The organism is Agrobacterium sp. 5Ca39, from assembly GCF_055382365.1.
On record NZ_AP026436.1, the window covers coordinates 1,413,399 to 1,427,060 of the forward strand.

13 protein-coding genes are annotated in these 13,662 nt (G+C 60.4%); 4 read left to right on the forward strand and 9 right to left on the reverse strand.

The window, feature by feature from the left end:
- Positions 1 to 78 precede the first annotated feature (78 nt).
- The 4 genes from recG to ACZ47E_RS07130 are packed head-to-tail and all read left to right on the forward strand — an operon-like array spanning position 79 to position 3,161.
- The gene (recG, locus tag ACZ47E_RS07115) at positions 79 to 2,184 is read left to right on the forward strand and encodes an ATP-dependent DNA helicase RecG (protein WP_278066814.1); all 2,106 of its coding nucleotides are present in this window, start codon (positions 79 to 81) and stop codon (positions 2,182 to 2,184) included.
- A 12-nt stretch (positions 2,185 to 2,196) separates the two neighbouring features.
- The gene (locus ACZ47E_RS07120) at positions 2,197 to 2,469 is read left to right on the forward strand and encodes a hypothetical protein (RefSeq protein WP_022556312.1); all 273 of its coding nucleotides are present in this window, start codon (positions 2,197 to 2,199) and stop codon (positions 2,467 to 2,469) included.
- Positions 2,470 to 2,523: 54 nt separating this feature from the next.
- Positions 2,524 to 2,781, forward strand: coding sequence for a type II toxin-antitoxin system Phd/YefM family antitoxin (locus ACZ47E_RS07125; RefSeq protein ID WP_004442323.1), 258 nt, complete (start codon positions 2,524 to 2,526; stop codon positions 2,779 to 2,781).
- Positions 2,778 to 3,161: a type II toxin-antitoxin system VapC family toxin gene (locus tag ACZ47E_RS07130; protein ID WP_278066815.1), complete on the forward strand. Its 384-nt coding sequence runs from the start codon at positions 2,778 to 2,780 to the stop codon at positions 3,159 to 3,161. The genes ACZ47E_RS07125 and ACZ47E_RS07130 overlap by 4 nt, the downstream gene beginning before the upstream one ends.
- Position 3,162: 1 nt before the next feature.
- Here the strand turns inward: ACZ47E_RS07130 and ACZ47E_RS07135 are convergent, their stop codons facing one another.
- The 9 genes from ACZ47E_RS07135 to ACZ47E_RS07175 all read right to left on the reverse strand — a co-directional run bounded on the left by ACZ47E_RS07135 (position 3,163) and on the right by ACZ47E_RS07175 (position 13,558).
- Entirely contained in the window at positions 3,163 to 3,831 is a 669-nt protein-coding gene (locus ACZ47E_RS07135) for a DUF502 domain-containing protein (protein WP_004442327.1), read from the reverse strand.
- A 12-nt stretch (positions 3,832 to 3,843) separates the two neighbouring features.
- Positions 3,844 to 4,347: a GNAT family N-acetyltransferase gene (locus ACZ47E_RS07140; RefSeq protein ID WP_278066816.1), complete on the reverse strand. Its 504-nt coding sequence runs from the start codon at positions 4,345 to 4,347 to the stop codon at positions 3,844 to 3,846.
- Positions 4,344 to 6,170 (reverse strand): glutamine--fructose-6-phosphate transaminase (isomerizing), encoded by a 1,827-nt coding sequence (gene glmS, locus ACZ47E_RS07145; protein ID WP_278066817.1) that lies wholly within the window; start codon positions 6,168 to 6,170, stop codon positions 4,344 to 4,346. The genes ACZ47E_RS07140 and glmS overlap by 4 nt, the downstream gene beginning before the upstream one ends.
- Positions 6,171 to 6,272: 102 nt before the next feature.
- Positions 6,273 to 7,634 (reverse strand): bifunctional UDP-N-acetylglucosamine diphosphorylase/glucosamine-1-phosphate N-acetyltransferase GlmU, encoded by a 1,362-nt coding sequence (gene glmU / locus ACZ47E_RS07150; RefSeq protein WP_244404894.1) that lies wholly within the window; start codon positions 7,632 to 7,634, stop codon positions 6,273 to 6,275.
- 222 nt (positions 7,635 to 7,856) lie between these two features.
- Positions 7,857 to 8,594: a FadR/GntR family transcriptional regulator gene (locus tag ACZ47E_RS07155; RefSeq protein ID WP_278067462.1), complete on the reverse strand. Its 738-nt coding sequence runs from the start codon at positions 8,592 to 8,594 to the stop codon at positions 7,857 to 7,859.
- A 298-nt stretch (positions 8,595 to 8,892) separates the two neighbouring features.
- Positions 8,893 to 9,966, reverse strand: a complete 1,074-nt coding sequence (locus tag ACZ47E_RS07160) for a BMP family ABC transporter substrate-binding protein (RefSeq protein ID WP_004442334.1) — start codon at positions 9,964 to 9,966, stop codon at positions 8,893 to 8,895.
- Between the two features lie 34 nt (positions 9,967 to 10,000).
- Positions 10,001 to 10,921: an ABC transporter permease gene (locus tag ACZ47E_RS07165; protein ID WP_278066818.1), complete on the reverse strand. Its 921-nt coding sequence runs from the start codon at positions 10,919 to 10,921 to the stop codon at positions 10,001 to 10,003.
- A complete protein-coding gene (locus tag ACZ47E_RS07170; RefSeq protein WP_278066819.1) occupies positions 10,921 to 12,012 on the reverse strand; it encodes an ABC transporter permease in 1,092 nt (363 codons plus the stop codon). Before ACZ47E_RS07170 ends, ACZ47E_RS07165 begins: the two co-directional genes overlap by 1 nt.
- On the reverse strand, positions 12,002 to 13,558 hold the full coding sequence (locus ACZ47E_RS07175; protein WP_278067463.1) for an ABC transporter ATP-binding protein: 1,557 nt from the start codon (positions 13,556 to 13,558) through the stop codon (positions 12,002 to 12,004). Before ACZ47E_RS07175 ends, ACZ47E_RS07170 begins: the two co-directional genes overlap by 11 nt.
- Between the last annotated feature and the right edge of the window lie 104 nt (positions 13,559 to 13,662).

Here is a 13,662-nt window from a genome sequence, read left to right on the forward strand (position 1 = left end):
AAAATCTGCCGGTGATAACCCGCCTTTGTGACCTGCGAAGTCTTGCATAAGCCGTCCCCTTCCCCGATTTTGCTGGCCATGCGCCCGGCCATTCTCGATCCGCTGTTTGCCTCCGTCTCCACGCTTGCCGGCGTGGGGCCGAAGCTTGCCGATCTCCTGGCAAAACTTCTGGGACGAGAGAATGCGGACGATACGCGCGTTATCGACCTTTTGTTCCATGCGCCCTCAAACGTCATCGACCGCCGCAACCGTCCCGGCATCGCGCTTGCAGCACCCGGCGCCATTGTCACCATTCAGGGACGTGTCGACCGCCATCAGCCGCCACCGCCGGGTAACCGCTCCGCGCCCTATCGCGTCTTCCTGCACGATGAAACCGGCGAACTGGCGCTGACCTTCTTTCGCGCCAAGGGCGACTGGCTGTCCAAGGCCCTGCCTGTCGATGAAGAGGTTCTGGTCAGCGGCAAGGTGGACTGGTTTAACGGCCGCGCCTCCATGGTGCATCCGGATTTCATGGTGAAGCTTTCCGAAGCGGAAAATCTGCCCCTTGTGGAAGCGGTTTATCCCATGACCGCCGGCCTTTCCGCCAAGGTGTTGCGCAAGGCGATCGAAGGCGGGCTCTCGAAGCTGCCGGTTTTCCCGGAATGGATCGATGAGACGCTCAAGACCCGGCAGGGCTTCGGTGACGTGGCATCAAGCTTCCGCGAGCTCCACGACCCGCGCGACAGTGCCGATATCGAACCGCAAGCCCCGGCGCGCCGACGGCTCGCCTACGACGAATTCCTCGCCGGACAGCTCTCACTGGCGCTGGTGCGCCAGCGGCTGCGCAAGGTGGCGGGCCAGCCAATCCGCGCCAAGGGCGATATCGCCGCCAAAATCCTCGCGCAACTGCCCTTCTCGCTGACGGCAAGCCAGAGCGCCGCCGTCAAGGATATCCTGACCGACATGGCCGGCGAAGACCGCATGTTGCGGCTGTTGCAGGGCGATGTCGGCGCCGGCAAGACGCTGGTGGCGCTGATGGCCATGGCGACGGCGGTGGAGGCCGGCGGACAGGCGGTGCTGATGGCGCCGACCGAGATTCTCGCCCGCCAGCATTACGCCACCATCTCTAAACTCGCTCAGGCCGTGGGCCTCACGGTGGAAGTGCTGACCGGCCGCACCAAGGGCAAGGAGCGCCGCGAGATCGAGGAGCGCGTGGCCTCGGGCGAAGCGCAGATCGTCATCGGCACCCATGCGCTCTTCCAGGACAGCGTCACCTATAAGAACCTTGTGCTGGCCGTGGTGGATGAACAACACCGTTTCGGCGTGCATCAGCGCCTGCGCCTCACCGCCAAGGGCATCACGCCGCATATGCTTGTCATGACCGCCACGCCCATTCCACGCACGCTGGTTCTGGCCGCCTTCGGGGACATGGATGTCTCCAAGCTCACCGAAAAACCGGCGGGCCGCAAACCCATCCAGACGGTGACGATCCCCACCGAACGCATCGGCGATATTGTCGAGAGGCTGCGCGCAGCGCTGAAGGATGGCAAAAAAGCCTACTGGATTTGCCCGCTGGTGGAGGAGACGGAGGAGTCCGACCTCATGTCGGCAGAAGAGCGCCACGCGGTTCTCTCGCAGATGCTCGGCGCCAACATCGGCCTCATTCACGGGCGTATGAGCGGCCCGGAGAAGGACGCCGCCATGCTCGCCTTCAAGAACGGCGAAACCCGCCTGCTGGTGGCAACTACGGTAGTCGAGGTCGGCGTCGATGTGCCAGATGCCACCATCATGGTGATCGAACACGCCGAACGTTTCGGCCTCGCCCAGCTGCACCAGCTGCGAGGCCGCGTCGGACGCGGCGACGAGGCCTCCACCTGTATCCTGCTCTACAAGGGCCCGCTCAGCGAAAACGGCCGCGCGCGGCTCTCCATCCTGCGCGACAGCGAGGACGGATTCCTGATCGCCGAGGAAGATTTGAAGCTGCGCGGCGAAGGCGAGTTGCTCGGCACGCGTCAATCAGGCACGCCTGGCTTCCGCATCGCCAGCCTCGAGGCTCATGCCGACCTCCTGGAAATCGCCCGCAAGGACGCCGCCTATGTCATCGAGCGCGACCCAGAACTGACAGGTCCACGCGGCGATGCGTTACGCACCTTGCTCTATCTGCACCGCCGTGACGAAGCGATTCGTTTCCTGCACGCCGGCTGAAAGAGAACGCCCATGAACATGATCGACCCGCGCCGCCCGCCACCCGCCTTCCGCAAGGGCTACGCGCTCTGCTCGCCGCAGAATATCCTCCAGCCCGAAACATTTGCGAAGAGCGAGAAGAAGGCGATTGGCAAGGCGTTCAAGAAGCCCGGCCGCAAAAAGGCATGGAGCCGGGCGCTGGAAGAAGGCTGGAGCGTGAGGCTGGTCTATATGCGGCTCTTCGTGCCGGTGTTCCACGCCACGACCACCGGAGCAGAGGTCGATGATCTGGACGACGAGGATTGATATGGTCCATTGAATGGACTAATATAATGCTAACTTTAACGCCCGAGGTTAGCCGTGCAGATATCCGTGACTGATGCAAAAAGTCAGCTTACCGAACTGGTGCGCCGCGCCGAAGCCGGTGATGAGGTCATTCTCACCCGTCATGGCCACGCAGCCGTGCGGCTGGTTCCGGTCACCGTCGTGGCGGATAAAACATCCCGTAGCGCCGCGCTCGCAAAAGTGCGCGCGACTGTCGCCAACAAAGGCGATAATGGCCCGGATGCCGCGCATAGTCAGGATTTTCTCTATGACGAGCACGGCCTTCCGAAATGATCGTTATCGATACGTCGGCTCTGATGACGATCCTGCTCGATGAACCCAAAGCGGATGCCTGCGCCTCAGCGCTCGAAACTGATGAACCTCTGCTCATTTCAGCGGGGACGCTTGCGGAGGCCATGATCGTGGCGCAGCTGCGCGACCGTAGCCGGGAACTAGAGATGCTGATCGAAGGTCTGGGCGCCGAAATCAAACCCGTCACCCCCAAATCGGCGCATGGCGTTTCGGAAGCTTATCGCATTTGGGGCAAGGGCGTTCATCCTGCCGGACTAAATTTCGGCGACTGCTTTGCCTACGAGCTGGCGAAAACAGAGGGTTGCCGTTTGCTTTATGTCGGTAACGACTTTTCGCAGACGGACATCCCGGGCGTTCTCTAGATTAGACCGGCGCGATCATCTTCGGCGGCTTGAAATCCGGCGCCACAAGACCACCCGAGATCAGCAGCTTCGCCGCATCCTCCGGGGTCATGTCCAGCATCACGATCTTGTCCTTGGGCACGAACAGCAGGAAACCCGCCGTCGGCACCGGTGTGGGCGGCAGGAAGACGGCGACCATCTGCTGGCCCATCTCGTTGAAGCGATGGGCGAGTTCGCCCTTTGCCTCGGAAGCCACAAACACCATCGCCCATGTGCCTGACGACGGGAACTCGATCAGGCCAACCTTCTTGAAGGAGTTCGAGTGCTCCTTCAGGACGGATTCGAAAAGCTGTTTGATGCTTTTATAGATCGGCCGCACCAACGGCATGCGGTTGAGGATGGATTCACCGACGCCGACAATCCATTTCCCGATCAGGTTATTGCCGAGAAAGCCGATGAGGGTGATGCCGATGACAGCGATCAGCAGGCCGAAGCCGGGAATGGCCACATCGAAATATTGCTCGGGATCATAACGGGCGGGGATATAGGGCTTCACCCAGCTATCCGCCCATTGCAGGAAGCTCCACACCAGCCACATGGTAATGGTGACGGGTGCGAGGATCAGAACGCCCGTAAGGAAGCTGTTGCGCAACCGTGTCGCAAAGGAAATTTTGGGAGGAATGTCGGTCATTTACCGTTCGCGTTAAGCGCTGTCGCTATCGAAACCCGGATGAAAACTGACAATGCCGGATGGCGTTCCCCCATGCAAGCGAAGAACTGTGAAATATTCGTCAGGAATCCCCACAGCGCTTAGGCCCTCGACGGCTTGAAAACCGAAGCGTCCATAATAATCGGGATCGCCGGCAACGACACATCCCGATGCGCTCAGCCGATCAAGCGCACCAAGCCCTTCACGCACCAGCCGGGAGCCGATACCCTCGCCCTGCCGTTCCGGCGTCACCGAAAGAGGCGCAAGGCAAAACCAGCCGCTGTCGCCGCTTGAGAGCGTCACGGGCGAAAAGCCGATATGGCCGACGATCCCTTCGCTGTCTTCGGCCACGAGCGAAACCGTGAGCGCACCGGCCTCCCGCAGCCGCGCCACGATCAGATGTTCGGTCTTGTCGCTTTGGTCGACGTCACGGAAGGCTTCTTCTGTAACGCAGGCAATCGGCTCTTCGTCACCCTGGCGCTCCGGCCGTATGATCATTCCACCGTGACCGATTTTGCAAGGTTGCGCGGCTGGTCGACATCCGTACCCATGAAAACGGCGGTGTGATAGGCCAGCATCTGAATGGGCAGCGAGAAGACCATCGGTGCGATCAGTTCGTCGACGGTCGGCAGCGTGATCGTCGCCATGGTGTCGAGCTTGGAAGCGGCAGCTCCCTTCTCATCCGTGATGAAGATGATACGGCCGCCGCGGGCTGCGACCTCCTGCATGTTCGAAACGGTCTTTTCGAAAAAGCGATCATGCGGGGCGATGACGATGACAGGCATGTTCTCGTCGATCAGCGCGATGGGGCCGTGCTTCAGCTCGCCGGCAGCGTAACCTTCGGCGTGAATATAGGAAATTTCCTTGAGCTTCAGCGCGCCTTCCAGCGCCAGCGGGAAGCTGGTGCCCCGGCCGAGATAAAGCACATCCTTGAAGCGCGACAGATCGCGCGACAGGCCCTCTATCTGCGGCTGGATGATGTTGAGCACCTGGCTCATGATGCGCGGCATCTCGATCAGATGTTGCACAAGTTCCTTTTCCTGACCAGGCTTCAGCGTGCCGCGCGCTTTGCCGGCGGCAATGGCGAGCGAAGCAAGCACCGCAAGCTGGCAGGTGAAGGCCTTGGTGGAAGCGACGCCGATTTCCGGTCCGGCAAGGATCGGGAAGATGGCGTCCGATTCCCGGGCAATGGTCGATTCCCGCACATTGACGATGGCGCCGATCTTGAGATCGCTTTCCTTGCAATAGCGCAGCGATGCCAGCGTATCGGCTGTCTCACCCGATTGCGAGATGAAGAGCGCCGCCTGCGTTGGCTGAAGTGGCATTTCACGATAGCGGAACTCGGAGGCCACATCGATCTCCACCGGCAGGCGCGCATAACGCTCGAACCAGTATTTGCCGATCAGGCCGGAAAGATAAGCCGTGCCGCAGGCGGAGATGGCAAGTCCGGAAAGCTTGGCGAAATCGATGGCCTTATCGGCTTCTTTCACGGTCTTGGAGGCGAAATCCACATAATGGCCGAGCGCATGGGAAATGACTTCCGGCTGCTCGTAGATTTCCTTTTCCATGAAGTGGCGATGGTTGCCCTTGTCGACGACATAGGCCGTCGCCTGCGATATCTGCCGCTCGCGCTTCACCGGCTTGCCGGAGAAATCGATGATCTCAGCACCCTGCCGGGTCACGATGGCGCAGTCGCCATCCACCAGATAGGTGATCTCGTTGGTGAAGGGCGAAAGCGCAATGGCGTCGGAACCCAGGAACATTTCTCCGCAGCCATAACCGACGGCAAGCGGCGGGCCGGAGCGCGCCGAAAGCAGCGTACCGGGATCGTCCTTGAACATCACCACCAGCGCATAAGCACCGGTCACGCGGTTCAGCATCTTCAGCATCGCTTCGCGATGGCCAAGGCCCTCGCGGGTGTATTTCGCCAGAAGCTGCGCCACCACTTCGGTGTCGGTCTGGGTGGTGAAGGTCGCGCCCTCGGCGGTCAGTTCTTCGCGCAATTCGGCGAAGTTTTCGATGATGCCGTTATGGACGACGGCCACGCCATCGACGAAGTGCGGGTGAGCGTTGGTTTCGTTCGGCACGCCGTGGGTCGCCCAGCGTGTATGCGCGATGCCGACCACGCCCGGAAGCGGCTTTTCGGACACCAGCTTTTCCAGATTGAAGAGCTTGCCCTCGGCACGGCGGCGATCCATCGCGCCATTGTCGATCGTTGCAACGCCGGCTGAATCGTAGCCACGATATTCGAGACGCTTCAGTGCATCGACAAGCCGTTCCGCAACGGGCTCAGTTCCGACAATTCCGACAATTCCGCACATATATATCTCCAGACGGCGATCTTTTCGCCGAAACTTCTAATCTTTCCCGTGCAATCCGCAATTATGGCGCCGGTCACTTTCGGTATCGCTTCGTAACGTCCTTCAAGACGACTTTTTCTTCGCTTCCTTCAGCGCCTTCGCCCGCTCCCGCACTACGGTTGCGCGGCCCGGCTTTACCTCCTGGCGCGCACGCCCAAAAGCCAGCGCATCATCGGGCACGTCATCGGTGATGACGCTGCCGGAGGCGATATAGGCCCCCTTGCCAATCGTCACGGGAGCAACCAGCGACGAGTTGGAACCAACGAAGCTGTTCGCGCCGATCCGCGTCTCAGCCTTGTTGTAACCGTCATAATTGCAGGTGATGGTGCCGGCACCGATATTGCTGCCCGCGCCAACGAAGGCGTCGCCGATATAGGTGAGATGATTGACCTTGGCCCCCTCGCCGATCTCGGCCTTCTTGACCTCGCAGAAATTACCCACCTTAGAGTTGGCGTGCAGGTTGGCCCCCGGTCGCAGCCGGGCATAGGGACCAACAGTGGCACCTTCCGCGACATGCGCGCCTTCGAGGTGTGAGAAGGCATGGATCACGGCACCCGGTTCGACCGTCACGCCGGGACCAAAAACGACATTGGGCTCGATCAGCGCGTCCTGACCGATCGTCGTATCGAAGGAGAGGAAGACAGTTTCAGGCGCGATCATCGATACGCCGTCGACCATCAATTCATGGCGGCGGCGCTCCTGCCAGAGCTTTTCGATGAAGGCCAGTTCGGCGCGGTTGTTGCAGCCGACCAGTTCTGTTTCCGGTGCATCGATGGCGACGGCGCGGCGGCCGAGCGACCGGGCGATTTCGACCACGTCCGTCAGATAATATTCGCCCTTCACATTGCCGTTGCCGATCCGGTCGAGCAGATCAAGGGCATTGCGGCCATTGATCGCCATCAGTCCACTATTGCACCAGGTCACCCTGCGCTCTTCGTCGGTCGCATCCTTTTCCTCGCGGATCGCCACCAGCTCGCCATTCTCGACCAGCAACCGGCCATAACCCGTGGGCCGATCGGTATGAAAACCGATCACCGCGACATCGGCGCCGGAAGCAATGGCCTCGCGGGCCCGGTCGAGCGTGGCGGAGGTAATGAGCGGCACATCGCCATAAGCGATGATGAGATCGTCGAAGCCGCGTTCGATTGCCGCACGTGCGGCAAGCACGGCATGGCCGGTACCTTTGCGTTCCGTCTGAAGAAAAGTCTCAACCTGAAGTCCCGGCAGGCTCGCCGCCGTGGCAACATTGTCGGCGTCACGTCCGACGACGAGCGCCACCGTGCCGACGCCCGATCCAGCCACCGCCTCGACCACATGCGCAATCATCGGACGGCCGGCGACCGGATGCAGCACCTTGGATTTCGACGACTTCATGCGCGTGCTGTCGCCCGCTGCGAGAATAACGGCTAGAGAGCTGCGCTCCATAAGACCTCCAACACCCCGTCGGCGACTGCCTGGCAGCCGATACAGCGGCACATGTTTGACTTTGCGCCGTCCGGCAAAACGGACGGGCGCATCGGTAATTTCATTCCGGATTGCTATAACGGCGGCCCACTTAAGAAACCATGCAAATCTGCACCAAATTTCCGCACCGGTTTTCATCAAACGTGATTGGAGCGGGATCACATCCTGCTCCCACCGTCTGATTTATCGCCGGGAGTTGCGGGCAGTGAATTCCAGTACCTGCTGGCGGCCGTTCTCAATCAATCTTTCCATCTCGCGACGCGCGGCGGCCTCGTCATGCAGACGAAAGGCTTCCACGAGCTTCAGGTGCGAAGCTGAAACATCGGAAATTTCATTGGGATCGGTGTCCGGATTGCTCATCCGGAAAATGCCCGCCAGAGCCGCCTTTATCAGCGAACCAACGGTGCGCATGAACGGGTTGCCCGACATTTCGGTGATGAGGACATGGAAATTCATGTCCGCAAGCGCGCGCTTTTCTTTCGAATAAGCAGTATTGCCCATCTCATTGGCATAGGCGGCAAGCTTTGCGATATCCGCATCCTTTGCCCTGATGGCGGCAAGCCCGGCGCCATAGGGTTCGAAGGCTTTGCGGATGTCGTAGAGGTGCAGCAGGAACTCATCGCTGACGCCGGCCTCGAAGTGCCATAGCAGCACTTCGCTGTCGAACATGTTCCAGCTTTCGCGCTCCGTCACCCGCGTACCAATCCGCGCCTTGGGGGAAATCATGCCCTTGGCCGTCAGCGTCTTCATCGCTTCGCGCAATACGGTGCGCGAAACTTTAAGCCGCTCCATCAGCTCCGCATCGCCTGGCAGGATGTCGCCGGTCCTGAAGGTGCCGGACACGATGTCGAGACCGAGCTTGTGAACGACCTGTGCATGATTTGTCCGCAGCTTTCGTAGACCGATCGCCGCATCGAGCATTCCGCGCTGCAAGTGCCATGTCCTTCCGTTCGGTTGGCGATTTTAAAAATCGCGCCAGACGTGTATCTTCAGTCAGAATATAGTGAAAGACATCAAGTTGCCGGAAAAGCAAAGGCAAACTTCATCTACGCAATAAAACCCATGAAAATAAGCAAGGCCGCACATGCGTCGATGTACAGCCCCGATCTTTGCGAACGCAATTTCCCACGTCATCCTCGCCCTTCAGGCGAGGATCCATAGACATGGCGAGTATCATCCGGGTCAAGGCCGAGGATGACACCCTGTCCCACAACGCAGATTATTGCGGCAGCTTGTCGTCCACGCCGGCAACGTAGAAGTTGAGGCCGAGCAGGACCTTATCCTCAGCCTTTTCACCAGCCTTCAGCCATTCCGAGCCGTCCTGCTTCTTCACCGGGCCGGTGAAGGGGTGCAGTTCGCCGGACTTGATCTTGGCTTCGGTGTCCTCGGCCATCTTCTTCACGTCGTCAGGCATGTTGGTGTAGGGCGCCATGGTCAGGATACCGTCCTTCAGGCCGTCCCAGACCGATTCCGACTTCCAGGTGCCATCGAGAAGAGCCTGCGTGCGCTTGATGTAATAAGCGCCCCAGGTATCCTTGATCGCGGTCAGCTGCGTCTCAGGACCGGCCTTGATCATGTCGGAGGCCTGGCCGAATGCCTTGATGCCGCGCTCGGCTGCAACCTGCATCGGTGCCGTCGTGTCGGTGTGCTGCGTCAGGATATCGACGCCCTGGTCGATCAGCGCCTTCGCGGCATCGGCTTCCTTGCCGGGGTCGAACCAGGTGTTGGCCCAGACGACCTTGACCTTGAATTCGGGATTAACGGACTGCGCGCCGAGAACGAAGGCGTCGATGCCCATCACCACTTCCGGGATCGGGAAGGACGCGATGTAACCGGCAACGCCCTTTTTCGACATTTTCGCGGCGATCTGGCCCTGAATGTAACGGCCTTCATAGAAACGCGAATTGTAGGTCGCGACGTTTTCGGCCGTCTTGAAGCCGGTTGCGTGCTCGAACTTCACCTTAGGGAATTTCTGGGCAACCTTCACGGTCGCATCCATGAAACCGAAGGAGGTGGTGAACACCAGTTCGCAGCCGGAGCGGGCCATGCGCTCGATGGCGCGTTCAGCATCCGGGCCTTCCGGAACGCTTTCGAGGAACGGCGTTTCGATCTTGTCGCCGAAGTGCTTCTGCAGCTCTTCGCGGCCGATATCATGCGCCTGCGTCCAGCCGCCATCGGTGCGGCTACCGACATAGATGAAGCAGACCTTCTTGGCGTCGGCGGCTTCAGCGGAGGAAACAACGCCTCCAAGCGCCGCGATGGAAGCGGCAAGTGCGATGACCAGTTTTTTCATTTTTACCCCTGTTGGTTTGGAGACTGGATAGTTTTTACCTGTCCGGCACGAAGGATTTACCCAGCGATGCCGGCGTATTGATCAAGGTCGTGCGGCGATTATGCGAGATGAGCACCAGCACGACAATAGTGGCGATATAGGGCAGCGCCGAAAGCAGTTGCGATGGCACGCCAATGCCGAAGGCCTGCGCGTGCAATTGGCCGATGGTGACAGCACCGAACAGATAACCGCCCGCCAGCAGGCGCCACGGACGCCAGGAGGCAAAGACGACGAGCGCCAGCGCAATCCAGCCGCGCCCGGCGGACATGTTTTCCACCCATTGCGGCGTATAGACCAGCGATAGCTGCGCACCGGCAAGGCCCGCGCACGCACCGCCGAACATGACGGTGAGATAGCGGGTACGGATAACGTTGATGCCGAGCGCATGCGCCGAAGCATGGCTGTCGCCGATAGCGCGGATTTTCAGGCCAGCACGGCTCTTGAACAGGAACCAGCCTATGCCTGCGACAAGCGCGATCGACATGTAGAAAATCAAATCCTGCCGGAACAGGAGCGGTCCGATGAAGGGTATTTCCGACAGGACAGGAAACACGATCGGCTGCAGCTTGATGCCTGGCAGACCAACGAAACTTTCGCCCAGCATGCCCGAAACACCGAGGCCGAGAATGGTAAGGGCAAGGCCCGTCGCCACCTGGTTCGTCACCAGCGTCAGCGTCAGGAAACCGAACAGCAGCGAAAACACCGCACCCGAGGCAATGCCGGCCAGAATACCGAGATAGGGCGAACCCGTCATATGCGCGGTCGCGAAAGCGCAGACTGCACCCATGATCATCATGCCCTCGACGCCGAGATTGAGAACGCCCGAACGCTCCACCACCAGCTCGCCCGAGGCGGCGATGACCAGCGGCGTGGCAGCGGTGATGACGGTGAGGAGAATGGCCTGAAGCATATCCATCACGCCGCTCCTTCTCTGCGATGCGCCTTACCGTTGAAGACCACCTTGATGCGATAAAAAATCAGCGTATCGCAGGACAATACGAAGAACAGCATCAGCCCCTGAAACACCCGCGTCACCTTGTCCGAAACGCCAATGGAAAGCTGCGCCGCCTCGCCGCCGAGATAGGTCAGGGCCAGCACCAGCCCCGAGACGATGATGCCGAGCGGATTGAGGCGGCCGAGAAAGGCAACGATGATGGCGGTGAAACCATAACCCGGCGAAATGCTGGGCTGGAGATGGCCGATGGAGCCGGATGCTTCCGAAATGCCCGCAAGACCGGCCAGCGCGCCCGATAGCAGCAGCGAAAACCACACCATGCGGCTGGAGGAGAAACCGGCAAAGCGCCCTGCCCGCGCCGATTGGCCGAGCACCGTGACCTCGAAGCCCTTCAGCATGTAGCGCATCATGAACCACAGCGCGATGGCTGCAACGATGGCGAATACGAAACCCCAATGCGCCCGCCCGGAGACCAGCATTTCCGGCAGCACAGCACTCTCATTGAAGGGCTTTGTCTGCGGGAAATTATAACCGCCCGGATCGCGCCAGATGCCGCGCGTCAGCCAGTCGAGGAAAAGCTGCGCAACATAGACCAGCATCAGGCTGACGAGGATTTCGTTGGTATTGAACTTGGTCTTCAACAGCGCCGGAATACCGGCATAAAGCGCGCCGCCGACAGCGCCCATCACCATCATCAGCGGCAGGATGAGCGGCGAATGCCAGTCGGGATAAAGCACAGGCAGAATGGAGCCGGTAATCGCGCCAATGGTGAATTGCCCCTCCGCGCCAATGTTCCAGTTGTTGGAGCGATAACAGATCGACAGGCCGACGCCGATCAGGATCAGCGGCGCGGCCTTGATCGCCAGCTCATGCAGGGACCACACTTCCAGCAGCGGCTCGACGAAAAAAGCATAAAGCGCATGCGCTGGATTTTTGCCGAGCAGGGCGAACATGATGGCGCCGACGAGCAGCGTCAGCACCAGCGCCAGCAGCGGCGAAAGCAGGGTGAAAAGCCGGGAGACCCCTGCGCGTTTTTCAAGCTCAATGCGCATGCTGGGCGGCCCCCGAATGTGTGTGAATGCCGCCCATCAACAGGCCGATCTTTTCAAGCGTCATCTCCTCCACCGGATGAGCCTCTGAAAGCTTGCCGTCGGAAATCACTGCGATATTGGTGGCAACCTCGAAGATTTCATCGAGATCCTGGCTGATGACGATAACGGCCGATCCCGCCTTGGCAAGATCGACAAGCGCCTGGCGAATACGACTTGCGGCACCCGCGTCCACACCCCAGGTCGGCTGGTTGACGACAAGCACGGACGGCTGGCGGTCGAGCTCGCGTCCCACGATGAACTTCTGCAGATTGCCGCCTGAGAGCGACCCTGCCAGCGGATCGGCCCCGCTTTTGCGCACATCCATGGTTTCAGATATGCGCCGCGCCGCTGCCCTGATGGCCGACCCCCTGACAATACGCAGGAAACCGCCGGTCAGGAACGCCTTGCGATCGGAGCGGGCCCGCGCGAGCAACAGATTGTCGGAGAGGCTCATTCCGGGAACGGCGGCGTGGCCATGGCGCTCTTCCGGTACGAAACCCGCCCCCATCAGCCGGCGACCGTTGATGCCGATCCGGCCGACCGGCTTGCCGCGGAGATGGATCGCATCGTTATTATAAACCGGGTATTCCCCCGAAAGCGCGTCGAACAGCTCACCCTGCCCGTTTCCCGCGACCCCGGCAATCGCCAGCACCTCCCCGGCGCGCACGGTCATCGAAATCGATTTCAATGCCACGGCGAACGGCGTGCGCGGCGCGACCGAAAGCCCCATGACTTCGATCTGCGGCGCACCCAGTGCTTCGCCCGTCGCGCGCGACACACTGGCGACATCGCTGCCCACCATCATGCGCGCCAGCGATGCCGGTGTCTCCCGACGCGGATCGCAGGCACCAGTCACCTTGCCATGGCGCAGAACCGTGGCGCGGTCGCAGATGCGTTGAACCTCTTCGAGACGATGGCTGATATAAAGCACGGAACGGCCTTCGGCCTTCAGCTTCTCCAGGGTCTCGAAAAGCTTGTCGGCCTCCTGCGGCGTCAGAACCGAGGTCGGCTCGTCAAGAATGATAAGCCGCGGGTTCTGCAGCAGAGCACGGACAATTTCGATGCGCTGGCGCTCGCCGACCGAAAGATCGGCCACATGCGCATTGGGGTCGAGCGGCAGGCCATAGGCGCGCGACAGGGTCTCCGCTTCCCTGGCGATTTCCTTCAATGAAATTTTCGGATCGAGCGACAGGGCAATGTTCTCGGCAACCGTCAGCGCCTCGAACAGCGAAAAATGCTGGAAGACCATGCCGATGCCGAGCCTGCGGGCTTCGCTTGGCGAACCCACCGAAACCGGCTCACCCTGCCAGATGATTTCGCCCTCAGTCGGTGCGAGAACGCCGAACAGCATCTTGACGAGCGTGGATTTACCCGCGCCGTTTTCACCCAGGAGCGCATGGATTTCACCCGGCGCAATATCGAGATCGATACCGTTGCAGGCGGCGAAATTGCCGAACAGCTTGGTCAGCTTGCGAACGGACAGGAGAGGCACGGCCTCCGGCGCCAAAGTTCCAGTCACGAGTTCCCTCTCTCACCAACCGTCCATGCCTTCTTCGAGGCGTTTCAGACGGTCGCGGTCATTGTTCCCAATCCCGCACCAAAAAGTATGCA